Source organism: Lacibacterium aquatile (assembly GCF_042683105.1).
Lineage (GTDB): Bacteria > Pseudomonadota > Alphaproteobacteria > Elsterales > Elsteraceae > Lacibacterium > Lacibacterium aquatile.
Window position 1 is genome coordinate 18,297 of sequence record NZ_JBHUIP010000004.1, and the last position, 26,418, is coordinate 44,714.

The 26,418-nt window shown below is 61.3% G+C and carries 29 protein-coding genes; 21 read left to right on the forward strand and 8 right to left on the reverse strand.

The features are described from left to right. Positions 1 to 116: 116 nt before the first annotated feature. The 4 genes from flgH to flgF form a co-directional block, all read right to left on the reverse strand. A complete protein-coding gene (gene flgH, locus ACFSM5_RS05585; protein WP_379875300.1) occupies positions 117 to 863 on the reverse strand; it encodes a flagellar basal body L-ring protein FlgH in 747 nt (248 codons plus the stop codon). A gap of 88 nt (positions 864 to 951) precedes the next feature. Next, positions 952 to 1,893 carry a flagellar basal body P-ring formation chaperone FlgA gene (gene flgA / locus ACFSM5_RS05590; RefSeq protein ID WP_379875301.1) on the reverse strand — a complete coding sequence of 314 codons (942 nt, stop codon included), beginning with the start codon at positions 1,891 to 1,893 and terminating at the stop codon, positions 952 to 954. 20 nt (positions 1,894 to 1,913) lie between these two features. Next, positions 1,914 to 2,699, reverse strand: coding sequence for a flagellar basal-body rod protein FlgG (gene flgG, locus ACFSM5_RS05595; RefSeq protein WP_379875302.1), 786 nt, complete (start codon positions 2,697 to 2,699; stop codon positions 1,914 to 1,916). A 41-nt stretch (positions 2,700 to 2,740) separates the two neighbouring features. Continuing rightward, positions 2,741 to 3,481 carry a flagellar basal-body rod protein FlgF gene (gene flgF / locus ACFSM5_RS05600; RefSeq protein WP_379875303.1) on the reverse strand — a complete coding sequence of 247 codons (741 nt, stop codon included), beginning with the start codon at positions 3,479 to 3,481 and terminating at the stop codon, positions 2,741 to 2,743. Positions 3,482 to 3,764: 283 nt separating this feature from the next. Between flgF and ACFSM5_RS05605 the strand changes: the two genes are divergently transcribed. From ACFSM5_RS05605 to ACFSM5_RS05635, 7 genes are all read left to right on the forward strand, one after another. Then, the gene (locus ACFSM5_RS05605; protein ID WP_379875304.1) at positions 3,765 to 4,283 is read left to right on the forward strand and encodes a flagellar basal body-associated FliL family protein; all 519 of its coding nucleotides are present in this window, start codon (positions 3,765 to 3,767) and stop codon (positions 4,281 to 4,283) included. Positions 4,284 to 4,392: 109 nt separating this feature from the next. Further along, positions 4,393 to 5,454 (forward strand): flagellar motor switch protein FliM, encoded by a 1,062-nt coding sequence (gene fliM / locus ACFSM5_RS05610; RefSeq protein ID WP_379875305.1) that lies wholly within the window; start codon positions 4,393 to 4,395, stop codon positions 5,452 to 5,454. 4 nt (positions 5,455 to 5,458) lie between these two features. Then, complete coding sequence (locus ACFSM5_RS05615) at positions 5,459 to 6,037, forward strand: DUF6468 domain-containing protein (protein ID WP_379875306.1); 579 nt, start codon at positions 5,459 to 5,461, stop codon at positions 6,035 to 6,037. A 29-nt stretch (positions 6,038 to 6,066) separates the two neighbouring features. Then, positions 6,067 to 6,786 carry a MotE family protein gene (locus tag ACFSM5_RS05620; protein ID WP_379875307.1) on the forward strand — a complete coding sequence of 240 codons (720 nt, stop codon included), beginning with the start codon at positions 6,067 to 6,069 and terminating at the stop codon, positions 6,784 to 6,786. Positions 6,787 to 6,870: 84 nt separating this feature from the next. Next, positions 6,871 to 7,251 carry a response regulator gene (locus tag ACFSM5_RS05625; RefSeq protein ID WP_379875308.1) on the forward strand — a complete coding sequence of 127 codons (381 nt, stop codon included), beginning with the start codon at positions 6,871 to 6,873 and terminating at the stop codon, positions 7,249 to 7,251. A 39-nt stretch (positions 7,252 to 7,290) separates the two neighbouring features. Beyond that, on the forward strand, positions 7,291 to 7,950 hold the full coding sequence (locus ACFSM5_RS05630; RefSeq protein ID WP_379875309.1) for a protein phosphatase CheZ: 660 nt from the start codon (positions 7,291 to 7,293) through the stop codon (positions 7,948 to 7,950). Between the two features lies 1 nt (position 7,951). Then, on the forward strand, positions 7,952 to 11,260 hold the full coding sequence (locus ACFSM5_RS05635) for a tetratricopeptide repeat protein (RefSeq protein WP_379875310.1): 3,309 nt from the start codon (positions 7,952 to 7,954) through the stop codon (positions 11,258 to 11,260). Positions 11,261 to 11,533: 273 nt separating this feature from the next. Here the strand turns inward: ACFSM5_RS05635 and fliP are convergent, their stop codons facing one another. The 4 genes from fliP to ACFSM5_RS05655 are packed head-to-tail and all read right to left on the reverse strand — an operon-like array spanning position 11,534 to position 13,396. Further along, positions 11,534 to 12,283, reverse strand: coding sequence for a flagellar type III secretion system pore protein FliP (fliP, locus tag ACFSM5_RS05640; protein ID WP_379875311.1), 750 nt, complete (start codon positions 12,281 to 12,283; stop codon positions 11,534 to 11,536). Next, the gene (locus ACFSM5_RS05645; RefSeq protein ID WP_379875313.1) at positions 12,280 to 12,651 is read right to left on the reverse strand and encodes a FliO/MopB family protein; all 372 of its coding nucleotides are present in this window, start codon (positions 12,649 to 12,651) and stop codon (positions 12,280 to 12,282) included. The genes fliP and ACFSM5_RS05645 overlap by 4 nt, the downstream gene beginning before the upstream one ends. A 23-nt stretch (positions 12,652 to 12,674) precedes the next feature. Beyond that, positions 12,675 to 13,016, reverse strand: coding sequence for a hypothetical protein (locus ACFSM5_RS05650; protein WP_379875314.1), 342 nt, complete (start codon positions 13,014 to 13,016; stop codon positions 12,675 to 12,677). Next, complete coding sequence (locus ACFSM5_RS05655; RefSeq protein WP_379875315.1) at positions 13,013 to 13,396, reverse strand: EscU/YscU/HrcU family type III secretion system export apparatus switch protein; 384 nt, start codon at positions 13,394 to 13,396, stop codon at positions 13,013 to 13,015. Before ACFSM5_RS05655 ends, ACFSM5_RS05650 begins: the two co-directional genes overlap by 4 nt. A gap of 223 nt (positions 13,397 to 13,619) precedes the next feature. On the opposite strand from ACFSM5_RS05655, the gene flgB reads away from it, so the two are divergent. The 14 genes from flgB (at position 13,620) to parC (ending at position 26,387) form a co-directional block, all read left to right on the forward strand. Continuing rightward, positions 13,620 to 14,027, forward strand: coding sequence for a flagellar basal body rod protein FlgB (gene flgB / locus ACFSM5_RS05660; RefSeq protein WP_379875317.1), 408 nt, complete (start codon positions 13,620 to 13,622; stop codon positions 14,025 to 14,027). A 29-nt stretch (positions 14,028 to 14,056) separates the two neighbouring features. Then, on the forward strand, positions 14,057 to 14,470 hold the full coding sequence (flgC, locus tag ACFSM5_RS05665) for a flagellar basal body rod protein FlgC (protein WP_379875318.1): 414 nt from the start codon (positions 14,057 to 14,059) through the stop codon (positions 14,468 to 14,470). Between the two features lie 89 nt (positions 14,471 to 14,559). Beyond that, a complete protein-coding gene (gene fliE, locus ACFSM5_RS05670; protein ID WP_379875319.1) occupies positions 14,560 to 14,874 on the forward strand; it encodes a flagellar hook-basal body complex protein FliE in 315 nt (104 codons plus the stop codon). A gap of 99 nt (positions 14,875 to 14,973) precedes the next feature. Continuing rightward, on the forward strand, positions 14,974 to 15,240 hold the full coding sequence (fliQ, locus tag ACFSM5_RS05675) for a flagellar biosynthesis protein FliQ (RefSeq protein WP_379875320.1): 267 nt from the start codon (positions 14,974 to 14,976) through the stop codon (positions 15,238 to 15,240). A 6-nt stretch (positions 15,241 to 15,246) separates the two neighbouring features. After that, positions 15,247 to 16,020, forward strand: coding sequence for a flagellar biosynthetic protein FliR (fliR, locus tag ACFSM5_RS05680; RefSeq protein ID WP_379875321.1), 774 nt, complete (start codon positions 15,247 to 15,249; stop codon positions 16,018 to 16,020). Further along, positions 16,017 to 17,165, forward strand: coding sequence for a flagellar biosynthesis protein FlhB (gene flhB / locus ACFSM5_RS05685; protein ID WP_379875322.1), 1,149 nt, complete (start codon positions 16,017 to 16,019; stop codon positions 17,163 to 17,165). Before fliR ends, flhB begins: the two co-directional genes overlap by 4 nt. Positions 17,166 to 17,170: 5 nt before the next feature. Continuing rightward, positions 17,171 to 18,697 carry a response regulator gene (locus ACFSM5_RS05690; RefSeq protein WP_379875323.1) on the forward strand — a complete coding sequence of 509 codons (1,527 nt, stop codon included), beginning with the start codon at positions 17,171 to 17,173 and terminating at the stop codon, positions 18,695 to 18,697. Between the two features lie 122 nt (positions 18,698 to 18,819). Then, complete coding sequence (recA, locus tag ACFSM5_RS05695) at positions 18,820 to 19,887, forward strand: recombinase RecA (protein ID WP_379875324.1); 1,068 nt, start codon at positions 18,820 to 18,822, stop codon at positions 19,885 to 19,887. Positions 19,888 to 20,105: 218 nt separating this feature from the next. Next, positions 20,106 to 21,017, forward strand: a complete 912-nt coding sequence (locus ACFSM5_RS05700; RefSeq protein WP_379875325.1) for a DMT family transporter — start codon at positions 20,106 to 20,108, stop codon at positions 21,015 to 21,017. Positions 21,018 to 21,113: 96 nt separating this feature from the next. Beyond that, the gene (gene lepB, locus ACFSM5_RS05705) at positions 21,114 to 21,818 is read left to right on the forward strand and encodes a signal peptidase I (protein WP_379875326.1); all 705 of its coding nucleotides are present in this window, start codon (positions 21,114 to 21,116) and stop codon (positions 21,816 to 21,818) included. After that, on the forward strand, positions 21,815 to 22,507 hold the full coding sequence (rnc, locus tag ACFSM5_RS05710; protein ID WP_379875327.1) for a ribonuclease III: 693 nt from the start codon (positions 21,815 to 21,817) through the stop codon (positions 22,505 to 22,507). The genes lepB and rnc overlap by 4 nt, the downstream gene beginning before the upstream one ends. Then, positions 22,504 to 23,430, forward strand: coding sequence for a GTPase Era (gene era, locus ACFSM5_RS05715; RefSeq protein ID WP_379875328.1), 927 nt, complete (start codon positions 22,504 to 22,506; stop codon positions 23,428 to 23,430). Before rnc ends, era begins: the two co-directional genes overlap by 4 nt. After that, positions 23,431 to 24,165 (forward strand): DNA repair protein RecO, encoded by a 735-nt coding sequence (recO, locus tag ACFSM5_RS05720; protein ID WP_379875329.1) that lies wholly within the window; start codon positions 23,431 to 23,433, stop codon positions 24,163 to 24,165. After that, positions 24,162 to 26,387 carry a DNA topoisomerase IV subunit A gene (gene parC, locus ACFSM5_RS05725; RefSeq protein WP_379875330.1) on the forward strand — a complete coding sequence of 742 codons (2,226 nt, stop codon included), beginning with the start codon at positions 24,162 to 24,164 and terminating at the stop codon, positions 26,385 to 26,387. The genes recO and parC overlap by 4 nt, the downstream gene beginning before the upstream one ends. Positions 26,388 to 26,418: the final 31 nt, after the last annotated feature.

Here is a 26,418-nt window from a genome sequence, read left to right on the forward strand (position 1 = left end):
CCCGCCATCGCTGCCGATGGCGGGTTTTGTGTTTTTTGATGCCTTCTCGGTCGGAAACCCAGCAGCCATTGAGGCTGCGGCCAAGGGCGCGGATGCGCCCGCCCGGCGAGGGCCGACTAGAAGGGCAATATGATGTCCAGGAACTGGCTGCCGTAGCGCGGCTGCTGCACGTCCATGATCTGACCACGGCCACCGTAGGAGACACGCGCCTCCGCGATCTTGTCGTAGTCGATCGTGTTCTGCGGGCTGATGTCTTCGGGGCGGATGATACCGGCCAGCTGAAGTTCGCGGATTTCGTAGTTGATGCGCACTTCCTGGCGGCCGTGCAGCACCATGTTTCCGTTCGGCAGAACCTGGGTGATGATTGCCGCCAAGCGCATGTTCACCTGTTCCGAGCGGTTGATCTGGCCGGTGCCGCGGTTCGACACGTCGGATTCGAGATCGACCATGTTCGGCAGGCTGTTGTCGCCCGGCAGCATCTGTTCGATACCGTTCTGCAGGCCGAACAGGCTGGTCAGTGTATTACCTTCGGAGTTCGTGCGGGTGCGCGTCGTGGCGTTTTGCAACTGCGCCCGCTCGTTCAGGCTCACCACAACGGTCACGATATCGCCGACGCGATTGGCGCGCAGATCCTTGAAGAAGGCGCGGCTGCCGGGACGCCACAGCGAATTGGCCTGACGATCGCCGATCGGAGCGGGGGGCATCGGCAGGGAGATGCTGCGATAGCCCGGCTGCGTCGTCGGATTCTCGATCGGCGACATCTGCGGCGTTGCGCCGATATTCTGGATGCGGTCGACGGCATTGCACCCGGCAAGGGTAGCCCCGGTCAACAGCAACGCCAGAGATTTACGAACACGGACCATGGCTAAGCCTCACAACAGCAAATCTCGAGCAGACATCTGTCTGCGACGACGCATTCCGCGTCAAAACACAAAGGGCGACCCCGGCAAATCAGTTTTCGCCCACCGGAACCGCTCCTAAGAGCACAGAGACTGTTCCGGCGCCCGTCACGGTGCCCTGAACGGTTTTATTCGAACGTGTGTTGAGCACCCGAACTATTTCGCCCTCGGCGCCATCGTCCAGGGCCTTGCCCTGCATCACCAGATTCATCGGGCCACCGACGATCTGGACATTCACGATATGGTTCTTCGATACCAATATCGTACTGATCAGATCGCCCGGGCGGACCGGGGCGCCGACGGGCAGCGCGCGCTTGGTGGTCTTGCCGACGAGCTTGCTCATGTCGGTCACGACCTGATTGATCTTCTGATCGGCCCGCATCCGATTGAGCACCAGATCGCTTTCGCGAAGGATGGTGCCTGCTGCAATCGGGCTTGCCGGGACCGGTACGTCGACCATCGGGGCGAAAGTGCCGCTGATGCGCTGGCTGGAACCGCTACCCGCTGGCGCCCTGATGGTCGCAACGAAGCGGGTGGTCCGAACGTCATAGGCCATATCGGCGACATCGACGGTTGCCGGGCTGCCCTGGGGCACCAGAACCTTCGACTTATCGGCATCGAGGGAGACTTCACCGTCGCCGGGCGCTCCTTGCTGGGCAAGAGCTGCCGCCAGGGCGCCAACCACAGCCGAAGCCGGCACTTCGGTGCCGGTACGCTCGATGGTCACCTTGATCTTGCTGTCGGCCGGGCGCCAGGACAGCGCGTTGGCGGCAGCAATTGCCGACAGTTGCCCGGCATCCAGAACCCGGCGCTCGCCCAGGCCGGGGGCAGGACTTACCGAGCGGGCGGCAATATCTGCATCCAGGCCGGTAAAAAGATCGCCCAGGGTGACCTGGCTTTCCGTGACCGTCACCTGTTCGCGCAAGGCCACGCGCGCCGCCGCCGGAAAGGCGAGGGCGGCAATCAGCCAGGCGAGGGCGAAACGGCGCAGCATCACGGCTCTTCAAGCGATCCTTAACGCAGGTTCGACAGCGTGCCCATCATCTGGTCCGACGTCTCGATGACGCGGCTGTTCATTTCATAAGCGCGCTGCGCGGTGATCAGATTGGTGATTTCCGACACGATGTTGACGTTGGAGGTTTCAAGGAAACCCTGCAGCAGCGTCCCCATCTGTTCTTGACCTGGAATGCCTTCCTGCGGCTGGCCCGATGCTTCGGTTTCCATCAGCAGGTTCTGACCCAGGGCCTGGAGGCCGGCTTCATTGACGAAGGAGGCGAGGTTGATCTGGCCGATGTTCTGCGCCTGCGCCTGGCCCGGCACCTTCACGAGAACTTCACCCGAGGCATTGATCGTAACCGACTGGGCATTCTGCGGAACCTGGCCCGGACCACGCAGCAGATAGCCGTCGGCGGTGACGACTTCGCCGTTTTCATTCAGCTGGAAGGAACCGGCGCGGGTATAGGCGATGTCGCCGTTCGGCATATCGATCTGGAAGAAGCCCTTGCCCTGCACCGCGACGTCGAGCGCGTTGCTGGTCGGCAAGATATTCCCCTGTTCGTGCATGCGGTAGACGGCGGCGGTGCGAACACCGAGGCCGACCTGCACGCCCGAAGGAACCGTGGTACCGGCATCCGACGAAGCCGTGCCGACGCGACGCTCGTTCTGATAGAGCAGATCCTGGAACTCGGCACGATGGCGCTTGAAGCCCGTGGTGTTCAGGTTCGCAATATTGTTCGAGATGACTTCGACATTGAGCTGCTGGGCCAGCATGCCCGTCGCGCCGATATTCAGTGAACGCATTCGTCGTATCCTTCGCCTGAAACCCGTTGGCCGTTAGGCCCTTAGACGTTCCGAACCAGCTTGTTCGCGGCATCGCGCATCCGCTGGTCTTCAACTTCCATAATCTTCGCGACAGAAGCGTAGTCGCGCATCACTTCGATCATCTGGGTGACTTCCATCACCGGCTTGACGTTCGACCCTTCAATGAACCCTTGCACAACTTGTGCCTCTTCAGTCTGAAGCGGGGTCTGGTCGGTTGCGAACATGGATCCACCGGCCGGGCGAAGCTGTTGATTATCGCCAAAACGCACCAGCTGCAGACGGCCGATTTCGTTCGTCTGATTGTTCTCGCGGACCGAGACGACACCCTTGGCGTCGATCATCACTTCACCGGCATCTTCCGGGATCTGGATCGCCTGATTGTTCTGGCCGAGGAGGGGATACCCCTCGGACGTCACGAGGCGACGTTCGTTATCAAGATGAAGGGCGCCCGCACGGGTATAGAGATCCTGAGCCGGATGGCCGACCACCAGGAAGCCGTCGCCACGCAACGCCAGATCCATCGGGTTGCCGGTCGAGGTCATCGAACCTTCGCTGAAATCCCGGTAGGTGGCGATGTCCTGCACCATCGACAGGCTCTCGCGATTACCGGGCGTTCCGGTCTGGCTCAAGTATTCCTGGAAAAGAGTCTTCTCTCCGCGAAAGCCAGTGGTGTTGGCATTCGCGAGATTATTTGCCGTCGTATTCATCGAGTTACGAAGCGAGGTCATGCGCGAGACGGCAATCGGGAGAGTGTTTTCCATGACGGTCCTCAGGACAAATCTGTTCGGCCTCACCATAGCAGTTCGCGTGCCAAGGTCAAATTCTCTGTTTTTTCATCGTTTTGTCGCACAAACTAAAAGTAGGTGACGAAGATGATATCACTGTGATAAGCAATCTTTACCGGGCAGTTTGTGCCGAGTGGGCAGCCAAGATCGCCCGGGGGATGGGTCGCAGTAAAAGTTCTTGCGTAACAACCCCTTGTTGGTCGACCTTATGGTCTTTGGTTTTCTGATTTGAAAGGCCCGCTACTGCGGAGTGGAAATGATGGCAGCAGAGATGGACGGAGACGATTTGGCGCCAATGGCGTCGCGGCGCAGGCTCAGTGGCAAGAAGCTGCTGATCTTCGTTCTGTTGCCGTTGATCCTAATCGGCGGCGCGGCGGCGGCCCTTTGGTTTACCGGCATTCTTCCCAAGATGATGGGTGTGGGTGGTCAGACGACTTCGGCCCCGGCAGCGCCCTCGCGGGATCGTCCGGCTGATGTGGTCTGGTATACGCTGCCGGATCTGCTGGTCAATCTCCGCAGCGATGGTCCGCGTCCGGCTTTCTTGCGCCTCAAGGTAAATCTTGAGCTGGGTAGTGGTCCCGATCGCGCCGCGATTGAAAAAGTGATGCCGCGCGTCCTGGATACCTTCCAGGTTTACTTGCGTGAGCTTCGCCCGGACCAGTTGCAGGGCGCGGCGGGCATGTTCCGCTTACGTGAAGAATTGCTGGCCCGCGTCAATGCGGCCGTGCGTCCCACCGTGGTTCGGGACGTGCTGTTCACTGAGATCGTGGTGCAGTAATATTATCGGCCACCCGGATTATCTGACGGGTGGCCGGGTAATTGCATGACGTTAAGATGCTAGCGCCTGACCATTTGGGGTCGGGCGGGTTCGAGGTGAGGAGAGCGCGATGAGCGGTCCCAACGATCAAGACGACGATCAGCTTTCCGCCGAATGGGCGGCGATGGCCGATGGCGATGGCGGCGACGGTTTCGGCGGTAGCGCCGACGGAGCCACTGCGCGCGTCTTGAACCAGGACGAAATCGACAGCCTTCTCGGTTTCGACGATGGGTCGTCGGGCGGCGGCGATACCTCGGGTATCGCGGCAATCGTCAATTCGGCGCTGGTCTCCTACGAACGTCTGCCGATGCTCGAGGTGGTGTTCGACCGCCTCGTCCGCATGATGTCGACCTCGCTGCGTAACTTCACGTCCGATAACGTCGAAGTCAGCCTCGACAACATCACCTCCATCCGTTTTGGCGACTATCTTAACTCCATTCCGCTGCCGGCGATGCTGTCCGTCTTCAAGGCGGAGGAGTGGGACAACTATGGTCTGCTGGTTGTCGATAGCTCGCTGATCTACTCGATCGTCGATGTGCTGCTGGGCGGTCGCCGCGGTACGGCCGCGATGCGCATCGAAGGCCGTCCTTACACGACCATCGAACGCACGCTTGTCGAGCGCATGGTCCATGTGGTCCTGGGCGATCTCTCGGCTGCCTTCGATCCGCTGTCGCCCGTGACCTTCCGTTTTGATCGCCTGGAGACGAACCCGCGCTTTGCTGCGATCGCCCGTCCGGCGAACGCTGCCGTTCTGGCCCGCCTGCGCATCGATATGGATGACCGCGGCGGTCGCCTGGAGCTGCTGCTGCCCTATGCCACCCTGGAGCCGGTTCGCGAGATCCTGCTGCAGATGTTCATGGGTGAAAAATTCGGTCGTGACTCGATCTGGGAAAACCACTTGGCGAATGAGCTGTGGTTCACCGACGTGTCGATCGAAGCTGTTCTCGATGAGACGGCAGGTGTGCTGCGTGATGTCCTCGAATGGGAAATCGGCACCCAGCTGATCTTCATCTCGACCCCGGAATCGCTGGTTACTCTGCGATGCGGTGTGGTTCCGATGTTCCGCGGCAAGATGGGCCGTAAGAACGACAATATTGCGGTTAAGATCGATAGCCGCATGCAGAAGGAGTAGGGGTATGCCGCAGATTGGGCTGATCCTCGATGTGGTCGTTGCGGTCCTGCTGGTTGCAACGCTGTTCTACTGTGTGCGCCTGAACCGCCGACTCAATGTCATCCGCGAGCATCGCGGCGAACTCGAAGCCCTGATCCAGGCCTTCAATGAAAGCTGCACCCGCGCTGAACTGGGCGTTCGCTCGCTTCGGTCGGCAACGGATGAAGCAACCCGGTTGCAGCAGTATCTGGAGCGTAGCCAGAACCTGCGTGACGATCTGTCGTATCTGATGGATCGTGGTGGCAGCCTGGCTGATCGTCTCGAAGGCGGTGTACGCACGGCCCGGACGGCAGCCCCAAGCAACCCGATGCAGATGGCGGCCCCGGCTGCGCCTGCCGCTCAGGTTCCGGCGGCTGCGCCGCGTGCTTCGGATCGTCTGCGTGAACGTACCGCTGGTGTCCGCCAGGCCCCGATGGGTAGCGAGCCGGTTCCGGTCGCTCCGCCTGCGCCTGCCGCTCCGGCTGCTGAAGTCCCTGCCGGTGGCGCTGCGCCCCGCTCGCGTGCTGAACGTGAATTGCTGCAGGCCCTGCGGGCGCGTCGTTAGCCTAAAGAGCCTGGTAAGGAAAGATAACCATGTCAGTCATGCGCGGCCTCGGATCCATCAGGCTTCTTCCCGTCACTCTCTTTGGGGTGGCTGCGGCGCTGGTCTTCAAGGTCCAGGACGTCTATGACGGTGCACGACATGTCGGCCCAGTCGTCGGCATCGGTACCAATTATGCCGATGCTCAGCAGTTGCCGCAGAACCGCGGTCTGATGCCGCCGGCAGCTCCAGCGACGAATGGTGCTTCGGCTGCGGCTCCTGCTGCGACTGGCAACGGTGCGGCGACGGCTCCGACCTTGCCGCCGACGGCAGAACTGCCGCGCGATCCGACCCGCTTCACCCAGTCCGAGATCGATCTGCTGCAGGCCCTGTCGGCTCGCCGCGATCAGATCGATGCGCGCGAGAAGGCCCTGGCCCAGCGTGAACAGCTGCTGCTGGCGGCTGAAAAGCGCCTTGAGGAAAAGGTTGCTGAGCTCGAAGGCGTGAAGGCCGAGCTGTTGCGCCTGATCGGTCGCCGCAACGAAGAAGAAGATGCCCGCCTGCGCAGCCTGGTCCGCATCTATGAGGCGATGAAGCCGAAAGAGGCGGCGCAGATCCTTGAAAAGCTCGATATGGACGTGGTTGTCGGCGTCATTGAGCGTATGAAGGAAGCGAAAGTTGCCCCGATCCTGGCCGCGATGGTCCCGGAGCGGGCGAAGACTGTGACGGCTTTGTTGGCTGATCGTAAGAGTTTGGCTAGCACTGGCCGCTAAGGTCGCGTAGTAAGAGTCTGGTGCGGGGCTGGTCGTATTCGGTCGGCCCCGGATGGGAACCCAAAAAAAGAGCCTGGAGCGTTCATGGACAAGAACATGCCGATCCTCATCGTCGACGATTATAAGACGATGCTGCGGATTATCCGAAATCTCCTGAAGCAGCTCGGTTTCGACAATGTCGACGAAGCGACCGATGGTTCGACGGCATTGCAGCGTCTGCGCGATAAGAACTACGGCCTGGTCATCTCGGACTGGAACATGGAGCCGATGACCGGCCTGCAGTTGCTGCGCGAAGTGCGCGCCGACGCCAAGCTGGCCCACATCCCCTTCGTGATGGTGACGGCGGAATCGAAAACCGAAAACGTCATTGCCGCCAAGGAAGCGGGCGTCACGAATTATATCGTGAAGCCGTTCAATGCCGAGACGCTGAAACTCAAGCTGGTCGCCGTCTTCGGTAACTTCTAATCGGCCGATAGGCAGAGCGAAGGAGCCGTACCCGTCGTGATGAAGCAGAAGCCTTCGGTAACCGATTCCGGTTTGAAGCCGATACTGGACGAGCTGCGCGCTCGTCCGGTATCGCCGGATACGGTCGCTTTGCGGGCGGCTGTCGAAGAGGTCATGGGGAGCCTGGGGGGAGAGCTCTCCCTGGCTGATCTGACCTTGTATCGCGAGCTCGAAGGGCTTGCGACCTTCATCAAGACGGCGCGTGCCGAGATCGCCAGTGTGCGACCGGACCGCATCAAGCTGCAGGATATCCCGGCCGCGACCGACGAACTGGAAGCTGTTGTCGGCGCCACGGAAACCGCGACCGGGACCATTCTTGAAGCGGCCGAAGAGCTTGAGAAAATGGGCGACGAACTGGGTGGCACCACCCAGGAGCGCATCAGCGATATCGTTACCCGGGTTTACGAAGCCTGCGGCTTCCAGGACATTACCGGGCAACGCATCACCAAGGTGGTGAAGACGCTGCAACAGATCGAAGAACGTCTCGATTCGATCCTCAGCGCGTTTGGCGAAGACTACTCCAAGCTTGAAAGCGAGGCTCCGCCAGCCTCCGACCCCAATAAGAAGCCGACCGATCAGGATCTCCTGCACGGTCCGCAAATGCCCGATGAGGCAAAACGACAGGCGGAAATTGATGCGATCCTGGCGAGCTTTGGCTGATATGTCCAGTCCACGGCGGACGGCTTTACTCGGGGTTTCGTCGGCAGCCCTAGCCCTTTTCCTAGCCTTGCCGGTTTTGGCCGACGGTGTGCGCGGCGGAGCGCATAAGGGGTATGCCCGTTTGGTCGTCGATCTCGACGCCCGGCCCAATTTTACGGCTCGCATCGAAGGTGATCGGTTGGTCATCAGCTTGCCGGAAACTTTCGAAGGCAATGTGGGCGCCGTTGTACGGACGCTGGATGAGTATCTGGCGGATGGTCGTCTCTCGGACGACAAACGCACCATTTCCTACGCCCTGCGCAAGGGTGTGAAGCTTAAGAGCTTTGCCAATGCTAAGTCGGCGGTGATCGATCTCGTCGATGACGCATCGGTTACCTATTCGGCAGCGGCGGCCCCATCCGACGCTAAGCCGTCGGCCCAGCCCGTTCCGCAGCCTGCGGCGGCGGCTGCCCAGGCGCCGGTATCGGCGCCTCAGGTTACGGCGCAGAATGCGGCTGCACCCGCACGTCCAGCCAAGCTGCGGATCGGTGATAATTCGACCTTCACGCGCTTCGTCTTCGAATTCGACGGCGAAACCGATGTGAACACCAAGGCCGAAGGCGGCATCGTCCAGCTCGCCTTCAACCGTGCCGCGACCTTCGATCTTGCCGATATTCGCAAGCGCCTGCCCAAGGCGATTCCGGCCTTCGATTCGAAAGCGGGCGGGGGTGTCACCAATGTGGCGCTGTCTCTGCCTCCGAACGGCAATATCCGTACGTTCAAGCTTGATGCCAGCCGCATCGTCGTCGATGTGACGGGTGCGCCGGATGGTCCTGCCGGGACTGCCCAGGTGACTGCAGCCGTTCCGGGTGCGGGCCCAGCGACGCCCACCACGGCGGCGACTGCCTCCGACCCCGCCTTGCCGCGGGCCGCCTTGCCGCCCTTGCCTAAGGTGGCTGTACCGGTTCCGACCACGACGGGCACGGTCCTTGTCGCTCCCGCCAAGCAGGAGCCGGTTGCGATCGCCGTTGAGATGAGCCAGCCCCAGGGCCAGCGTGCGCAGATCGCCCGCATCGCTTTTCCGGCGCCGACCGCCGGTGCGGTTTTTGTGCGCGGCGACAAGATGTATATGGTCTTCGATCGGGCAGCGACCTTTAACCTGACGGCCTTGCAGCAGCGCACCGCAAAGGGCGCGACGCAGGTTGCCAGCGATCATGGTTCGGTGCTGGTTGTGCCGGTTCAGCCTAACGCTTTGCCGCAGACCTTCCGTGACGGCAACGACTGGGTCATCAATTTCAACAATCGGCAAAACCGCCGCCCAGACGCGCCGTTGCAGATCGCGACGAACGCCGCGACCGGCGGTGAAGTGGTGATCGGCGCTGCGGGTGCTAGCTATCCCGTACGTTTCAAGGATATCGACAGCGGCGATACGCTGATCGCGGTGCCGCTGCCCCAAAGCGGCCGGGCGATCGATGGCGGTCGCGATTTTGCCCAGTTCGCCCTGCTCAGCACGATCAACGGCATCGCCCTGCAGGCCAAGGCCGATAGTGTCGATGTCCGTGTGACCTCGACTCAGGTGTCGGTGGGCGGTTCGCTCATGCTGTCGCGCCTGGGGGCTGCCGGTCAGCGCCGGATTTATGATTTCGGCCGTTGGAACAGCCCAGACGTCGATTTCATCGAAACCCGCCAAATGCTGGAGCGGGCCGCTGCGGAAGCGCAGGGTGAAAATCAGACGGCGGCGCGTTATCTGTTGGCCCAGTTCTTCCTGGCTCGGGCCCATGAGCCCGATGCCATTGCCGTGCTGGACCTGATGATGTTGAACCCGCAGTTGGCAGAAGATCCGGCCCTGCGAGCGCTGCGCGGCGCGGCGCGTGTGATGCGGGAGGATGGGACGCGGGCGCTGACCGATCTCTCTGATGCGGCGCTGAACGGCGAATCGGAAGCCTTGCTGTGGCGTGCGGCTGCATCGGCGCAGATCGGCAATTGGACGGCTGCGGATCAGCTGTTCCGGCAGGCGGGCGGTATTCCTGCCGTTTATCCGGCCCATATACGGGGCAAGCTGGTGCTGCTGGCGGCCGAGTCGGCGCTCAAGAGCGGCGATCTCAATCGTGCGCGCGGCTTCATCGATATGATGACCTCCAACGATATTCCGCAGGAACTGAGGAACGAGGGTGACCTCATCCGGGCGCGTGCCTATCTGGAAGCGGGCGATAAGCGTAGCGCGATGCCGATCCTGGAAGCGATCGTCAACCGCGCCGACCGCCGTATCAAACTGCATACCGAGCCGGTTCTGATCGATCTTCAGCTTGCCGATGGCAGCATCACGAAGAAGGATGCCATTGATCGGCTGGAGCGTGTTCGTTATGGCTGGCCGGGCGGCGATCTGGAATTCCGCGCGCTGGAGAAGCTGGGCCAGCTCTATCTCGACGAGGCCGATCCGACCAATGCCTTGCGTGCCTGGCGCGATGCAACGACCTATTTCCCGAATAAGCCAGAGGCAGAGCCGCTGCGGAACAAGCTTTCCGACGCTTTTGCCAGCCTTTATGATGGGGACCTGGCGAATCGGGTTGCTCCACTGACCGCTCTGGCGCTGTTCGACGACAATCGCGATCTAACTCCGCCGGGACCGCGCGGGGATCAGATGATCCAGAAGCTGGCTGATCGGCTGGTGCAGGTCGACCTGCTGGATCGTGCCGCCGATATTCTCGAGCATCAGATGAATAATCGCCTGAAGGGTGTCGAGAAAGCCCGCGTTGGCGCGCGTCTGGCCGTGGTTCGACTGCTGGACCGGCAACCGGCCCAGGCGGCGGCTGCGCTCAATCAGAGCGAAGAGCCGAATCTCCCTGCTGAACTATTGAGCGAACGCCGCACCCTGCGTGCTCAGGCTTGGCTCGATCAGAATGACGTGGACCGTGGTCTGTCAGTCCTGGAGGGCGATACTAGCCGCCGGGCGGAACTGATGCGGGCGCAGCTTTATGGGCGTGGGCAGAAGTGGTCGCAGGCCGCCGAAGTTCTCTCCCGCCTGACCGGCGAGCCGACCGATAAGTCGATGGATGCCGGTCGCGAAGGGGTATTGCTGAACCTCGCCATCGCGACATCGCTGTCGGGTGACAGTGAAAAGCTGCGCCAGTTGCGTGATCGTTTTGGCCCGCTGATGGCCGACCGTCCGAACAACGAGGCCTTCCAGCTTTTGACCAGCGGCAACAATGGCGCCACCGGCATGGATATGATGGGGCTGACCTTGCGTTTTGCCGAACTGTCGGAGTTCCAGCAGGCGATGGGCAACTATCGCGAAAAACTGCGCGCCGGCCAACTCAGCCAGATCAACTAGCGGGCCCGGCCCGCGGCGCATTCTTAAAAGGCGGCCTCGATGGGCCGCCTTTTTCTTTGTGGCTTGTGGGGGGGGCCCAAAGACCTCGTCATCCCGCACTTGATGCGGGATCTTATGTGGCCGAACTCCGCGAGGGTTCTGCGCCGAGGATCTCGACAAGAGATCCCGCATCAAGTGCGGGATGACGGATATTCTTTAGGGTGGCGGGAGAGACAAACAAAAAGGCGGCCCATCGAGGCCGCCTTCTTAGGGGTGCGCTGCGGGCCGCGCCCGCTAGACTTCGCCGAAGCTTTGTACCAATGCCCCCGCGATCAGATACCAGCCATCGACCAGCACAAAGAAGATGAGCTTGAAGGGTAGGGAGATCAGCACCGGCGGCAACATCATCATACCCATCGACATCAGCACCGAAGCGACGACCATGTCGATGATCAGGAAGGGGATGAAGACCAGGAAACCGATTTCGAAGGCGCGGCGCAGCTCGGAGATCATGAAGGCCGGGACCAGGGCGCGCAGCGGCGTTTCCTGGGGTGTCGCGACCGGACCGGCGCGCGAGATGTCGAGGAAAAGTTTCAGGTCTTTTTCCCGGACATGGCGGATCATGAAAGCATGGAAAGGCGCGACCCCGCGGGTGACGGCGGTCGCCTCATCGATTTCTTCGGCGATCAGCGGGCGCACACCTTCGTTATAGGAGCGCTCGAAGGTCGGCTGCATGATGAAGAGGGTCAGGAACATCGCAAGGCTGACCATCACCGCATTGGGCGGCGACTGGGCGGTGCCGAGTGCGTTGCGCAGCAGCGACAGCACAATCACGATGCGGGTGAAGGACGTGATCATGACCAGGATCGACGGCGCGAGGCTGAGAACGGTCAGCAGCGCCAGGGTCTGGATCATGCGCCCGGTGGCGCTGCCGCTGGCATCGCCAAGATCCAGCGTCATGCTCTGGGCCAGGGCGACACCGGTCGGAATGCCAACAGCCGCAAACGCGGCCAGGGCAATCAGAAGCCGCTTGCGGCTGATCATAGGGTCGGCTCCCGCTTGTCCTTATCGACGGAAAGCGAGGCCAGGGTGGCGTCGAAATCGTCGTCTCCGCCCTTGCGAGCGGCCTTGCGGGGCCTCGGCGCCTCGGGCGGGGCATCATGGGTGCTGACCAGCAGGTCATGCTCGCCGCCTATCAGCAGCAGATGTTCCTGATCGTCGCGCCGGATCAACACTACGCGCCGTTTACTGTCTATCGGCAGAACCTCGACAAGGCCTAGGCGCTTCGAGCGGCCCCAGCGGCGGGCGCCATTACCGGCGTAACGTTTGAGAACAAGGGCAAGCACCCAGAGCAGAATCAGAACGCCTACAAGGGCGGCGATTGCTTGGGCGTAGGCCATCGGGTCGGTCATGGTCACTCGCGATGGTCGTTGATTTACGGTTTGGTGCGGTAGGCGTCATGCGCCCGAACGCGGGCGGCCTCTTCCTGAACGGCTTCATCGCCGCCGCCCAGATTGTCACGCAACTTCAGCGCCAGGATCTCCAGCCGTTCGGTCATGAGGTCCAGCATATCGGCGATATTATTGCGGGCGGCGGGCGGCGCCTTGGCGGCGGCCAGACACAGGGTCTCGACCTCGCTATCGATGCCTGAGAGATCAATATCCTCTCCGCGTTCGAGTGCGGTGATGGCATCGCCGATCGCCGTGGTTACAGCGGTTAACCGCTCGGCGAGGGCATTCGCGTCGAGCGCTGCCTCTTTCCCTGTCGACTGGGTCACCGCTTCAGATCCTCACTTTTCAACTCGTCGGGCATCAGCTCGTCGGGAGCAGGCGGTACATCGCCATTGGCCCGATATAGATAATTCAATACTTCAGCGACCGCTTCAAAGCAATTGATTGGGATTGGACAATCAATTTCTATGGCCGATAGCAACTGTACGAGGTCCGCATCCTCGCGCACCTTTATGCCATTGGCGAAGGCGATTTCCAAAATCTTCTCGGCAACAGCGCCGGTCCCGGAGGCCACGACGGTTGGAATATCGCCGATATCATGGTGGATGGCGACCGCCATCGGGGTGTTCGGTTTGTTGAGCTTTGGCTGCGGGTGGCGGGGGTGGGGGACCCGAGTTTGCCGACCGGCATTTTTTTCCTGGCTCATCGCGTCGCTCTTCCTTCTTTTACCACCGGCAGGCGCCGCATAAGCAGGGGACAAAACTTAAAACAACGACGTAAGCTATGCCGCTAACATACTAGGAAAAGCCGATATTCTCAAGTTGGCTCTTCTTTTGTCCTGATGACTCTGGCATGATGCGTGCTAGGGTGTGATCCGATGGTCCGGCAATAGTGGTTCGGACGGGATTTACGATTGAGGGGCTACCGCGATGATTGGCAGCAAGCCGACGCTGTTTGCGCTGATTGATCAGAGGATGAATTATCTGGGCGAGCGCCACAAGGTGCTGACTCAGAATATCGCCAATGCCGATACGCCGGGATATCAGGCGCGCGATCTGCGCGATGCCAATTTCCTGCAGGCTCTGAGATCCGCCCAGTCGAACATGCCGCTGGCGCAGACCCAGTCGGGTCATCTGCCGCCGCTGCGGGCCGGGTCGAACTTCGCGGTCGACAAGGTCAAGAAGCCCTACGAGACCTCCACCGACGGTAACGGTGTGGTGATCGAAGAGCAGATGATGAAAGCCACGCAGAACAGCAGCGATTACCAGGTGGCAACCGAGCTCTATCACAAATATATCGGCATGCTGAAAACCGCAGCATCGCGCGGTATGGGCTGATAGCGGACGCTGAAGGTTAGGACAGAGCGATGGACCTTAAAGACACAATGATGGTTTCCGGCGCAGGCATGCGGGCTCAAGGCCAGCGCCTGAAAGTGATCGCCGAGAATATCGCCAATTCCGACTCGACCTCGCAGACCCCGGGCGGCGAGCCCTATCGTCGTAAGGTCGTGACCTTCAAGAACCAGCTGGACCGCCAGATGGGCGCCGATATGGTTCGGGTCAACAAGATCAACACCGACAACAGCGACTTTCAGCTGAAGTACGATCCGACCCACCCGGCAGCCAATGCCGAAGGGTATGTGATGCGGCCGAACGTCAATTCGATCATCGAAGTCGCCGATATGCGCGAAGCGCAGCGGGCTTACGAAGCGAACCTCAACATGATCGAAGTGACCAAGTCGATGCTGGGTCGCACGATTGGTTTGTTGCGTCAGCAATAGCTGACGGGTGGTCTGCTGCGTCAGCACGATAACAGTTTTCTAAGGCCGATCCGTTGGGGTCGTCCGCTTAAGGTCAAGGATCAGGTACCATGGCAAATCCGATTTCTCCGGCCAATGTCGCCGCCGCCTATGGTGGTGCAGCCCGTGCCATCATCCCGGCCGGTGATACTCAGCCGTCTGCCGGTCCGGCTTTCTCGACCCTGGTCGAGCAGGTCGCTAAGAACACCGTCGATGCGCAGCATAACGCCGAAGCCCAGACCATGCGCGCCGTCGCTGGCCAGGCCAAGGATCTGACGGAAGTCGTCACTGCCGTGACCCATGCCGAACTGGCCCTGCAGACCGTGGTGTCGGTGCGCGACCGTGTCGTTGCCGCCTACCAGGAAATCATGCGGATGCCGATCTAACGGCTTCCTGCTTCAAGTAAAGATTATCCGCGATATTTGACTGCCGGGCGGCGCGGTGTTTAGGGTGTCGCCAAGGTTGCAGGGGCGGATCAGGACCAGATGAACGAGACCGAAACGCTGGAAGTCATTCGGGAAGCGGTGATTGTGCTGTTGCAGGTCGCCGGGCCCGTGATGCTTATTTCGCTGCTTGTCGGTCTTATCATCTCGCTGTTCCAGGCGCTGACCCAGATCCAGGAAATGACCCTGACGTTTGTGCCGAAGATCGTTGTCGTCTTCGTGTCGCTGCTGCTGCTGTTTCCCTTCATGCTTTCGACGATGACCAGCTTCATGGAACGGCTGGTCGATCGTATCATCGCGCTGGGATAGCGGGGCATGCTGTCGGGCCTGCTAGAGGCCGAGCTTTACGCCTACATCCTTGTCTTCGCCCGCATGGGCGGCGCCCTCATGCTCCTGCCGGGTTTTGGCGAGCGGGTGGTGCCGGAACGCAGCCGCCTGCTGCTGGCCCTGGCGGTGACCCTTGCCATCACCCCGATGATCGCAAACCGCCTGCCCTCGATACCGGCTGGTATCGGGCCGCTGGTCATCACGCTGGTGAGCGAACTGCTGGTCGGCATCTTCCTGGGGGCGATCGGACGCCTGGTCTTCAATACCCTGGATATGGCGGGCAGTTTTATCCTCGGTCAGATCGGCCTTTCGTCCGCGACGGCGCTTAATCCGCTGATGGCGGATCAGGGCGCAACGATTTCGGTCATGCTGATGCTGGCGGCGTCGGTGATCATCATGCAGACCGACCTGCATATCCTGCTGCTGCGTGGTCTCATCGATAGTTATGCGCTGTTCGATCCGGCGCGGCCCTGGCCGCTGGGCGACTATACCGCCGCCTATGTGCGGACCTTCAGCCAGGTGTTCGAGATCGCGCTGCGCATGACGGCGCCCTTCATCATCGCGACGATGGTGCTGTACGTCGGTCTGGCGCTGATTGCGCGTCTGATGCCGCAGCTGCAAGTCTTCTTCATCGCCTTGCCGCTACAGATCGGGTTAGGCTTCATCGTCCTGATTGCCGTGATTCCGGCGATCATGATCGCCTTTACCGACGAGCTGGGGCAGCTCTGGCGGGCGCTGGTTCAACCGGGGGTCGGGCCGTGAGCGAACAAGACGACGCCTCTAAAACAGAAGAACCTACCCAAAAGCGACTAGACGACAGTCGCCAAAAAGGTCAGGTCGTCCAGTCGCGAGATCTCGGCAGCTTCATCATGCTGGGGGCGGGTGCGCTCGCCATCTTCATCCTGGGGCCCTGGATGATGAAGCGGGTGATGAGTACCGCCGCGCTGTTCATCGAACGGCCGCAGGACATACGCCTCAACACCGGGAACCTTATGCAGGCCTTCAGCGAGCTGCTGCTGGCCTTGGGTTTTGCCCTGCTGCTGCCGCTGCTCATCCTGGTGATTGGCGCCGTTGCCAGCGGTATGCTGCAGTTCGGTCTGCTCTTCGCGACGGAACAGCTGGGTTTCAAGTGGGAGCGAGTGTCGCTGGTCAAGGGCTTCAGCCGGCTCTTCTCGATGCGCACGATGGTCGAGTTTCTGAAGGGCGTGGCCAAGATCGTCCTGGTATCGGCCTGCTGCGTCTATGTGATCAGTCCGGAGCTGACGCATCTGGAACGGATGGTGACGACCCCGATCCAGGCGCTGCTGCCAATTATGACCGAGATGATGCTGAAGCTGGTCATGGCGGTGCTGGCGGTGCTGTTTGTCCTGGCGGGCGGCGACTATTTCTACCAGCGCTTCGCGCATATGAAGCAGCTGCGCATGTCCAAGCAGGAAATCAAGGACGAGCATAAGCAGTCCGAAGGCGACCCGCATATCAAGGCCCGTCTGCGCCAGATCCGTAACCAGCGCGCCCGCAAGCGCATGATGGCGAATGTTCCCAAGGCGACCGTGGTCGTGACAAACCCGACCCATTATTCCGTCGCGCTGGCCTATACGCCGGGCATGGCGGCGCCAAAGGTCGTGGCCAAGGGTGTCGATGAGATTGCCTTCAAGATCCGGGAAGTGGCCCGCGAACACCGGGTGCCGCTGGTGGCGAATCCGCCGCTTGCACGCTCGCTTTATGCAACGGTCGATATCGATCAGGAAATTCCGGCCGAACATTACAAGGCGGTTGCCGAGGTGATCTCCTTCGTCATGCGCGCGGGCAACCGTTCCGGTCGCCCGGCAGGGGCGGGACCGGTTGGCGCCGGACCAGCAGGGGGAGGCGCCGGTCCGGCTGGCGGTCGCCCGATTGACGGGAACTGAGGGTGATGGCGGGTTTCTTCGGTAAGCTTCTGGGGCGACGTACTGCAACCAATTCCGTGGATCTGCTGGCCGCCGATCTGGACGTCCTCCCGCTTGCCAGCATCGTTGTCACCCGTGATGGCGAAATCCTGTCCTCGAATGCCGCTTACGGGGCGCTGGTGTCCGGTTTGGCCGGTGGGTTGGAGCGCGTGGATGCAATCGGGCGCGAGGATGACCGCCCTATGTTGCTGTCCGCGCTATCGGTCGAGGATGCCTCAACGGTCGAGATTTCGACGGCAGGCGCACCGTCGCGGGTGTTCCGCTTTCTGATCGGGCCGGAAAACGCTGGGCGCCGGATGGTCTGCGTCGATGATATCACTACCTTCCGCATCCTCGAGGGGCAGGTGGTGCAGTCCCAGAAGATGCAGGCGATCGGCCAGCTCGCGGGCGGCGTGGCGCACGACTTCAATAATCTGCTGACCGCGATGATCGGCTATTGCGATCTGCTGCTGCAGCGCCATCGGCCGGGCGATGCCTCCTTTGCCGATATGATGCAGATCAAGCAGAACGCCAACCGCGCGGCGTCGCTGGTGCGACAGCTGCTGGCCTTTTCGCGCAAGCAGCAGCTCAAGCCCGTGGTGCTGGACATCACGGATGCGCTGATCGAGCTGTCGCATCTGCTGCGCCGCCTGATCGGCCAACAGGTGACGCTGGATCTGGAACATGGGCGCGACCTGGGCATGGTGCGCGTCGATCTGGGCCAGTTCGAGCAGGTGGTGGTCAATCTGGCCATCAATGCCCGCGATGCCATGCCGCGCGGCGGCCATCTGACCATCCGCACCTCGAATGATGCGGTCACCCATCCGCGCATCATCGCCCACGAGACCATGCCCGCGGGTGAGTATGTGAAGATTGAGGTGCGCGATACCGGGACCGGTATACCCACTGATGTCATCGGCCGCATTTTCGAACCGTTCTTCACGACCAAGCCCATCGGGGCAGGGACGGGACTCGGGCTTTCCACCGTCTATGGGATCGTGCGCCAGACGGGCGGCTTCATCGCCGTGCACAGCCAGATGGGGCGGGGGGCGAGCTTCACGATCTGGCTGCCTCGGCATCGCGGCGATATTCAGGACGAAGGCCCGCGCGAGGTCGAGGCGGCAAGCCCGACCGAAGCGGCTCAGGATGCATCCATCCTGCTGGTGGAGGACGAAGATCCCGTGCGTGCCTTTGCCGCCCGCGCCCTGCGTGGCAAGGGATACCGCGTGATGGAGGCCCGCCATGCCGAGGCGGCGCTGCAGTTGCTCGAAGGCGGGGAAGTGCCGGATCTCATGATCACCGATGTGGTCATGCCCGGCATGGACGGTCCGACGCTGATCCATCAGGTTCGGCAAAACCTGCCCAGCCTGCCGGTCATCTGCGTCTCGGGTCATGCGGACGACGATCTGCGCACCCGTCTGGATCAGTTGGGCGGGGCTATCGCTTTTCTGCCCAAGCCCTTCAGTCTCAAGCAGTTGTCCTCGCGCGTTCACGAGATGCTGAAGAACGGATAGCGTTCCGGTGGGTGTGTTCTATTCTTGTTCTTGATTTTTGAGAACGTATAGGGTACGTCTCTTTTTAGAGCCACGGCGGTTTACAGATGCCGGGGGGCTGTGGAATAACCAGGAGCCATCCCATGAACGCAGCAGCACCACAACTGCATCTCATTTCTGATAGGGACTCTATGGACAGGAATAAGGCCCTGGAGGCCGCCCTCGGTCAAATCGAACGCGCCTTCGGCAAGGGTTCGATCATGAAGCTCGGCACCCGTGAGACGGTGGATGTCGAAGCTATTTCCACCGGCTCCATCGGTCTCGATATTGCCCTGGGCATCGGCGGTCTGCCGCGTGGCCGCATCGTCGAAATCTACGGGCCGGAAAGCTCGGGTAAAACGACCATCGCGCTGCATGTCATCGCCGAGGCCCAGAAGGCTGGCGGGACCTGCGCTTTCGTCGATGCCGAACATGCGCTCGATCCCGTTTACGCCCGCAAGCTGGGCGTCAATCTCGATGACCTCCTGGTCTCGCAGCCGGATGCCGGTGAACAGGCGCTGGAAATCGCCGATACGCTGGTGCGGTCGGGCGGTGTCGACGTGCTGGTTGTCGACTCGGTTGCGGCCCTGGTGCCGCGCGCCGAACTGGAAGGCGAGATGGGCGATACCCACGTCGGCCTGCAGGCGCGCCTCATGAGCCAGGCGCTGCGCAAGCTGACCGGTTCGATCTCCAAGTCCCGCTGCCTCGTGATCTTCATCAACCAGATCCGCATGAAGATCGGCGTGATGTTCGGCAATCCCGAAACCACGACCGGTGGTAATGCGCTGAAGTTCTACGCCTCGGTGCGTCTGGATATCCGTCGCATCGGCCAGATCAAGGACAAGGAACAGGTCGTCGGCAACCAGACCAAGGTCAAGGTGGTCAAGAACAAGATGGCGGCGCCATTCCGCGAGGTGATCTTCGACATCATGTATGGCGAAGGCATTTCCAAGACCGGCGAAATCCTGGACCTGGGCGTCAAGGCGAACATCGTCGAAAAGTCCGGCGCCTGGTTCTCCTACGACGGTCAGCGGATCGGGCAGGGGCGCGAGAATGTGAAGAACTTCCTGCGTGAACATCCCGAAATCGCCGAATCCATCGATAAGGCCATCCGTCAGAATGCCAGTGGCGTTGCCGACATGATGATGGGAACGCCCGAAGACGGCGAATAAGCCTGCTTTCTCGAGACGGTTTGCGGCGGGCGGCATCCGAAAGGGGCCGCCCGTTTTCTATCCGGTATCGCAAAATCTACGCGTGACCAAATCGGCTGATTTTTTGGGCAATCCCGGCCGTTTCGCGTGAAATAATCGCTGACCCACGACGGATTACCGGGCTAGACTGACCGCCAGCAAATGGGCTTGCCGCCTGAAGGCGCCCTTGGAGAGAATCTGTGAGTACCGCTATGTCTGCCCCGAGCAAACCCGAACAGATCGTTCTGGGTGTCACCCTCATGACCGGGGCTGCCTTCCTGTTCACGGTCATGGATTTCATGATCAAGGAACTGGCGGCGCGGGACTATCACACCTGGCAGATCGTCTTCGTCCGCTCGCTCTTTGCTCTGATCCCGGTCGCCGTGGTGATGGTGCGCTCGGGCGGCGGATGGGTGCTGCTCAAGACCAAACATCCGCTATTTCAGTTGATGCGTGGCATCCTTGGTCTCAGCTCGATGTTCTGCTTCTTCTATGCCTATAAGCTCCTGCCGGTGACGACTGTCATGTCGCTCGGCTTTTCGGCGGCGTTGTTCATGACGGCTTTTTCCGTCGTTTTTGCGGGCGAAAAGGTCGGGTTTCATCGCTGGACGGCGGTCATCGTCGGTTTTGGCGGTGTGCTGTATATGTTGCAGCCGGGTAGCGAGACCTTCGCGATCGAAGCTCTCTGGGGGCTGGGTGGAGCAATCACCTATGCCCTGGTGTCGATCTTCATCCGCAAGATGGCGGGCGCCGAGTCGAGTCTGACCATCGTCATCTATTTCACCGGCCTGACCACCCTGGCATCGGCGGTGTTTCTGCCGTTTGTCGGCCGCATGCCGGATAGCATGATGGATGCCGGGCTGATGGTGGGGACGGGGCTGCTGGGTGGGTGTGCGCAGATGCTGATGACGCGCGCCTTTACGACAGCGCCTGTAGCGGTCGTCGCGCCTTTCGACTATACCGCCATGGTGTGGGCGGTTTTGATCGAGCTGTTTCTCTATGCTGCGATCCCAGCTCCTCACATTTTGACCGGTTCGGTGGTCGTTATCGCCTCCGGTCTCTATATTCTCCACCGGGAGGGATTCCGCCGACGCCAGGCGTCGGGGGCCTGAGCGGGATCTTTGGGAGTTCTGGGGTTGAGTGAACGCGGCAAGACGCAGACGGGGACAGAGGGTATGGCGGCTAAGAAAGCGAAAACCGGGGGATTGATGGATTCCCTCAAGACAGTCGCCTATGCGCTGCTGATCGCCGTCGGTATCCGTTCGGCCTTTGTCGAGCCTTTCAACATACCGTCGGGGTCGATGATCCCGACCCTGCTGGTGGGCGATTATCTCTTCGTCTCGAAGTGGAGCTACGGCTACAGCCGTCATTCGCTGCCCTTCTCGCCGCCGCTGCCGGGCGGGCGTCTGATGGGCAAGCTGCCGGAGCGCGGCGATGTCGTCGTCTTCAAGACCCCGGCCGACAACCGCACGGATTTTATCAAGCGCGTCATTGGCCTGCCGGGCGATAAGATCCAGATGCAGGGCGGCCGCCTCTATATCAATGGCGTCATCGTCCCGCGTGAGCGTTATGGCGATCCGATCCCGACCCGGAACATCTATGGCCAGTCCCAGGCCAATACCCAATATCTCGAAACCCTTCCGAACGGTCGTCAGCACCTGATTATCGAATATTCCGACAATTCCTTCACGGACAACACGCGGGTGTTCGAGGTGCCGCCGGGGCATCTGTTCATGATGGGCGATAATCGCGACGACAGTTCCGACAGCCGCCTCGATGTCGGTTATGTGCCGCTCGAAAATCTGGTGGGCAAGGCGCAATTCATCTTCCTGTCCATCGATGGCTCCTTCTTCGCCTTCTGGGAATGGCCGTTCACGGTGCGCTTCAAGCGTCTTGGACAAGGCATCCAGTGAGCGCTGAATTCGAAACTCTTATCGGACATCGTTTTTCCGATCCGAGCCTGCTGGCCCGTGCTCTGACCCATGCCTCAGCTGGGGGACGGGCGAAAAGCGATAATGAGCGGCTGGAGTTCCTCGGGGATCGCATCCTTGGCATGGTGATCGCCGAGGCACTGTTCCGCGCCTTCCCGAAGGACGATGAGGGCGCGCTGACCAAGCGTCTCGTTCAGCTGGTGAAGGCTGATGCCCTGGCGGAGATCGCGGGCGAGATCGGTCTTGCCGCGCTGTTGCGGACGGACTTTGGCGATAGCGCGACCGCAAAAAGGTCATCGCCGGCGGCTCTGGCCGATGCGGTCGAGGCGCTGATTGCGGCGCTCTATCTGGACGGGGGGCTGGAAGTTGCCCGCCGCTTCATCGAGCGCCAGTGGGGACAGCGGGTGACTTCGGCCCCGATGCCGCCGCGTGATACAAAAACGGCCCTGCAGGAATGGGCGCTTGCCAGAGCGATGCCTTTACCGCGTTATGAGGTCTTGGGACGTGAAGGCCCGGACCATGCGCCGATCTTCACCGTGCGTGTCACGGTGGAAGGCAAAGGGCTGACGGGCGATAAGGGAAGCGCTGCCGCAAGCGGCGCTTCGAAGAAATTGGCGGAACAGGTGGCGGCAGGACTGCTGCTGCAACGCCTTGAAGGAGAAGCACCTTGACCGATGAGGTTCGCCCGGACGAACCGACAACCTGCGGCTATGTCGCGCTCGTAGGGGCGCCGAACGCAGGCAAGTCGACCCTGATCAATCAACTGGTGGGCGGGAAGGTTTCGATCGTCTCGCCGAAGGTCCAGACGACCCGTACCCGCGTGCTGGGGATCCTGGTCGAAGGCAACAGCCAGATGATCCTGGTCGATACGCCGGGCATCTTCGGGGCGCCGAAGCGTCGGCTGGAGCGGGCCATGGTCAAGGCGGCCTGGACGGGTGCCGAGGAAGCGGATGTGGTTGTCGTCGTGATCGATTCCCATGAGGGGATCAGCAACGACACCAAGCTGTTGCTGGAAAATATGAAGGCCGACCACAAGGGCCGCCCGGTGATGCTGGCGCTCAATAAGATCGACCTCATCCATCGCCCCAAGCTGCTCAGCCTGGCGCAGCAGGCCTATGAGCTGTTCGATTTTTCCGGCACTTACATGATTTCCGCGTCGAACGGCGATGGCGTGGACGATCTGCGCGGCGAACTGGCGACCATGATGCCGGAAGGGCCCTGGCTCTATCCCGAGGATCAGCTGGCCGATACGCCCATGCGCCTGCTGGCGGCGGAATTCACCCGCGAGCAGCTGTTCCTGAAGCTGCATGAGGAACTTCCCTACAGCCTGACGGTCGAGACCGAAAGCTGGAAGGAGATGAAGGACGGCAGCGCGCGTATCGATCAGGTGATCTTCATCGAACGCGAAAGCCAGAAGGCCATCGTGATCGGTGCCGGTGGCCGGATGATCAAGATGGTCGGCGAAGCGGCCCGGGCCCAGATGTCGGCTGCTTTCGAGAAGTCCATCCATCTGTTCCTGCATGTGAAGGTGCGGGAAGGCTGGTCTGACGAGCGCGAACGCTATCGCGACCTTGGGCTCGATTACGACGTGTAGATGGCGAGCTGGAGCGACCGCGGGTTTGTTCTGGCCAGCCGCCCCCAGGGCGATAACGGGCTTATCGTCAGCGTTCTGACCCAGGATCACGGGCGGGTGCGGGGGCTGGTGTTCGGCGGACGGTCGGTGCGCAAGCGCGGCTGGTTCGAACCCGGCAGCATCCTGTCCGTTACCTGGGCGACCCGGACCGAGGGGCAGCGCGGACGTTTCACGACGGCAGAGCCAGCAGGTCCCGGAATCGCCGCGCTCCTGCTCGATGATCGTGAGCGACTGGCGGTGCTGGCTTCGGCGACGGCCTTGCTTGAAGAGCTGCTGCCCGAAGACCAGCCGATTGCCGGTGGCTTTACCGAACTCGCGGATCTGCTGGTGTCCTTGGGGACCGCCGATTGGCCCGCCGCCTATGTTCGCTGGGAGGTCGCGCTGTCGGCGACGCTCGGCTATGGGCTCGATCTGTCCGAATGTGCCGCGACCGGGGGCAACGATCATCTGGCCTATGTCTCGCCCAAGACCGGACGAGCGGTATCGGCGGCGGCGGGCGAGCCTTATCGCGATCGGCTGCTGCCCTTGCCGGGTTTTCTGCTGGATCCGGCCGCGCCGGTATCGGCACAGCAGGTTGTGGATGGCTTGACCCTGACCGGCTACTTCCTGGGGTTGGCAGCAAATGAGCGGGATTTACCGCCCGCGCGCGCTCGCCTCTTGGAGCGCCGCGCTCTCGCTGCTAAACATACGCTATGACCGATATCTCCGCTGCCGATCTCCGCGATACTCCGCTCACCACGGCCCTGAGCGAGCGCTACCTCTCCTATGCGCTCTCGACGATCATGGCGCGCTCGCTTCCCGATGTCCGGGACGGGTTGAAGCCGGTGCATCGCCGCCTGCTGTTTGCCATGCGCGAACTGGGGCTCGATCCGCGGTCAGGATACAAGAAGGCGGCCCGCGTCGTCGGCGACGTCATCGGTAAATTCCACCCTCACGGCGACATCGCGGTCTATGAGGCGCTGGTACGTCTGGCGCAGGATTTCGCTGTGCGTTATCCGCTGGTCGATGGCCAGGGCAACTTCGGCAATATCGACGGCGATAGCGCGGCGGCGATGCGATATACCGAAGCCCGCCTGACCGAAGTGGCGCAGCTGCTGCTCGAAGGGCTGGACGAGAATGCGGTCGATATGCGCCGCACCTATGACGGCGAGCTCGAAGAGCCCGTGGTCATGCCGTCGGCCTTTCCGAACCTGCTGGCGAACGGCGCCACCGGTATCGCCGTCGGCATGGCGACAAATATTCCGCCGCACAATGCTTATGAACTCTCGCTGGCCCTGCGCCAGTTGATCGCGGATCGCGACACGCCTGTTGCAGCGCTACTGACCCACGTTCAGGGTCCGGATTTCCCCACCGGCGGCATCATTGTCGATGGGCCGGATGTTATCCGTCAGGCCTATGAGACGGGGCGTGGCTCTTTCCGCACCCGCGCACGCTGGGAAGAGGAAAAGCTCAAGAACGGTCTATGGCAGATCGTGATTACCGAGATCCCGTATCAGGTGGCGAAGTCCCGCCTGATCGAACGGATCGCTGATCTGCTGAACGAAAAGAAGCTGACCCTGCTAGGGGACGTCCGGGACGAATCGACCGAGTTGGTCCGCGTCGTTCTGGAGCCCAAGTCGCGCAACGTCGATCCGGCGATCCTGATGGAAAGCCTGTTCAAGCAGACGGACCTCGAATCCCGCTTCAGCATGAATCTGAACGTGCTGGACCGCGATGGCATTCCCAGGGTGATGAGCCTGAAGGACGCGCTGGTCGCCTTCCTGGATCACCGGCACGAGGTGCTGATCCGCCGCTCCGAATTCCGTAAGGAACAGATCGAGCGGCGGTTGGAGATCCTCAAGGGCTATCTCATCGCCTATCTCAATATCGATGAGATCATCCGCATCATCCGCGAGGAAGACGAGCCGAAGACCTTCATGATGGAGGCCTTCAGCCTGACGGAGATCCAGGCCGAGGCGATCCTCAACATGCGGCTGCGCTCGCTGCGTCGCCTGGAGGAGATCACCATCAAGCGCGAGTTCGATCAGCTGTCGGCAGAGCTGGCTGAACTGGTCGGGCTACTGGGCGATGCCAGCCAGCGCTGGAAGGCCATCGACGGGGAAATCGTCGAAATGGGTCTGAAGTTCGGCCCGGAAACCGCGCTCGGCAAACGCCGCACAACCTTCGCAGAAGCCATGAGCTTCACCGATGTTCCGGTCGAGGCGCTGATCGAGCGCGAGCCGATCACGGTCATCTGTTCGGATAAGGGCTGGGCCCGGGCGGTGAAAGGCCATGACGTCGACCCGAACGAGATCAAATACAAGGATGGCGACGGTCCGCGTTTCCTGCTGAAGGCGGAAACGACCGACAAGCTGCTGATCTTCGCGACGGACGGTAAATTCTATACACTCGCCGCCGACAAGCTGCCGCGCGGGCGTGGCTTCGGCGAACCGCTGCGCCTGTCCATCGATCTGCCGAACGACCAGGATATGTTGACCCTCCAGGTGCACAAGCCCGGCGGGCGCCTGCTGGTGGCGGCAAATGACGGCAAGGGCTTCATCGTCAAGGAAGAGGATGCCGTCGCCCAGACCCGCAGCGGCAAGCAGGTCATGGTCGGTCGCGAGGATGCCAAGCCCGTCTTCTGCGTTCCCGCGACCCATAGTCATCTGGCCGTCATCGGTGAGAACCGTAAGATCCTGATCATGCCGACCGAGGAAGTCCCGGAGATGACGCGCGGGCAGGGCGTGATGCTGCAGAAGTACAAGGACGGCGGTCTGTCCGACGTGCGCTTCATGGATCCGGCAGAGGGCTTGAGCTTCCCCTTCGGTGGGCGCGTGCGCACCGTGGCCGATCTCAGCCCCTGGCTTGGCAAGCGCGCGTCGTCGGGTCGACTGGCGCCGGTGGGCTTCCCACGGAACAACAAATTCGCCAAAGAATAGGCAAGTAGTGCTGCACAATATTATGTCATGT

Excerpts from the sequence above, each read along its gene's own strand:
- flgH (WP_379875300.1), bottom strand. The coding sequence starts at position 863 with ATGGTCCGTGTTCGTAAATCTCTGGCGTTGCTGTTGACCGGGGCTACC.
- flgA (WP_379875301.1), bottom strand. The coding sequence starts at position 1,893 with ATGCTGCGCCGTTTCGCCCTCGCCTGGCTGATTGCCGCCCTCGCCTTT.
- flgG (WP_379875302.1), bottom strand. The coding sequence starts at position 2,699 with ATGCGTTCACTGAATATCGGCGCGACGGGCATGCTGGCCCAGCAGCTC.
- flgF (WP_379875303.1), bottom strand. The coding sequence starts at position 3,481 with ATGGAAAACACTCTCCCGATTGCCGTCTCGCGCATGACCTCGCTTCGT.
- ACFSM5_RS05605 (WP_379875304.1), top strand. The coding sequence starts at position 3,765 with ATGGCAGCAGAGATGGACGGAGACGATTTGGCGCCAATGGCGTCGCGG.
- fliM (WP_379875305.1), top strand. The coding sequence starts at position 4,393 with ATGAGCGGTCCCAACGATCAAGACGACGATCAGCTTTCCGCCGAATGG.
- ACFSM5_RS05615 (WP_379875306.1), top strand. The coding sequence starts at position 5,459 with ATGCCGCAGATTGGGCTGATCCTCGATGTGGTCGTTGCGGTCCTGCTG.
- ACFSM5_RS05620 (WP_379875307.1), top strand. The coding sequence starts at position 6,067 with ATGTCAGTCATGCGCGGCCTCGGATCCATCAGGCTTCTTCCCGTCACT.
- ACFSM5_RS05625 (WP_379875308.1), top strand. The coding sequence starts at position 6,871 with ATGGACAAGAACATGCCGATCCTCATCGTCGACGATTATAAGACGATG.
- ACFSM5_RS05630 (WP_379875309.1), top strand. The coding sequence starts at position 7,291 with ATGAAGCAGAAGCCTTCGGTAACCGATTCCGGTTTGAAGCCGATACTG.
- ACFSM5_RS05635 (WP_379875310.1), top strand. The coding sequence starts at position 7,952 with ATGTCCAGTCCACGGCGGACGGCTTTACTCGGGGTTTCGTCGGCAGCC.
- fliP (WP_379875311.1), bottom strand. The coding sequence starts at position 12,283 with ATGATCAGCCGCAAGCGGCTTCTGATTGCCCTGGCCGCGTTTGCGGCT.
- ACFSM5_RS05645 (WP_379875313.1), bottom strand. The coding sequence starts at position 12,651 with ATGACCGACCCGATGGCCTACGCCCAAGCAATCGCCGCCCTTGTAGGC.
- ACFSM5_RS05655 (WP_379875315.1), bottom strand. The coding sequence starts at position 13,396 with ATGAGCCAGGAAAAAAATGCCGGTCGGCAAACTCGGGTCCCCCACCCC.
- flgB (WP_379875317.1), top strand. The coding sequence starts at position 13,620 with ATGATTGGCAGCAAGCCGACGCTGTTTGCGCTGATTGATCAGAGGATG.
- flgC (WP_379875318.1), top strand. The coding sequence starts at position 14,057 with ATGGACCTTAAAGACACAATGATGGTTTCCGGCGCAGGCATGCGGGCT.
- fliE (WP_379875319.1), top strand. The coding sequence starts at position 14,560 with ATGGCAAATCCGATTTCTCCGGCCAATGTCGCCGCCGCCTATGGTGGT.
- fliQ (WP_379875320.1), top strand. The coding sequence starts at position 14,974 with ATGAACGAGACCGAAACGCTGGAAGTCATTCGGGAAGCGGTGATTGTG.
- fliR (WP_379875321.1), top strand. The coding sequence starts at position 15,247 with ATGCTGTCGGGCCTGCTAGAGGCCGAGCTTTACGCCTACATCCTTGTC.
- ACFSM5_RS05690 (WP_379875323.1), top strand. The coding sequence starts at position 17,171 with ATGGCGGGTTTCTTCGGTAAGCTTCTGGGGCGACGTACTGCAACCAAT.
- recA (WP_379875324.1), top strand. The coding sequence starts at position 18,820 with ATGAACGCAGCAGCACCACAACTGCATCTCATTTCTGATAGGGACTCT.
- lepB (WP_379875326.1), top strand. The coding sequence starts at position 21,114 with ATGGATTCCCTCAAGACAGTCGCCTATGCGCTGCTGATCGCCGTCGGT.
- recO (WP_379875329.1), top strand. The coding sequence starts at position 23,431 with ATGGCGAGCTGGAGCGACCGCGGGTTTGTTCTGGCCAGCCGCCCCCAG.
- parC (WP_379875330.1), top strand. The coding sequence starts at position 24,162 with ATGACCGATATCTCCGCTGCCGATCTCCGCGATACTCCGCTCACCACG.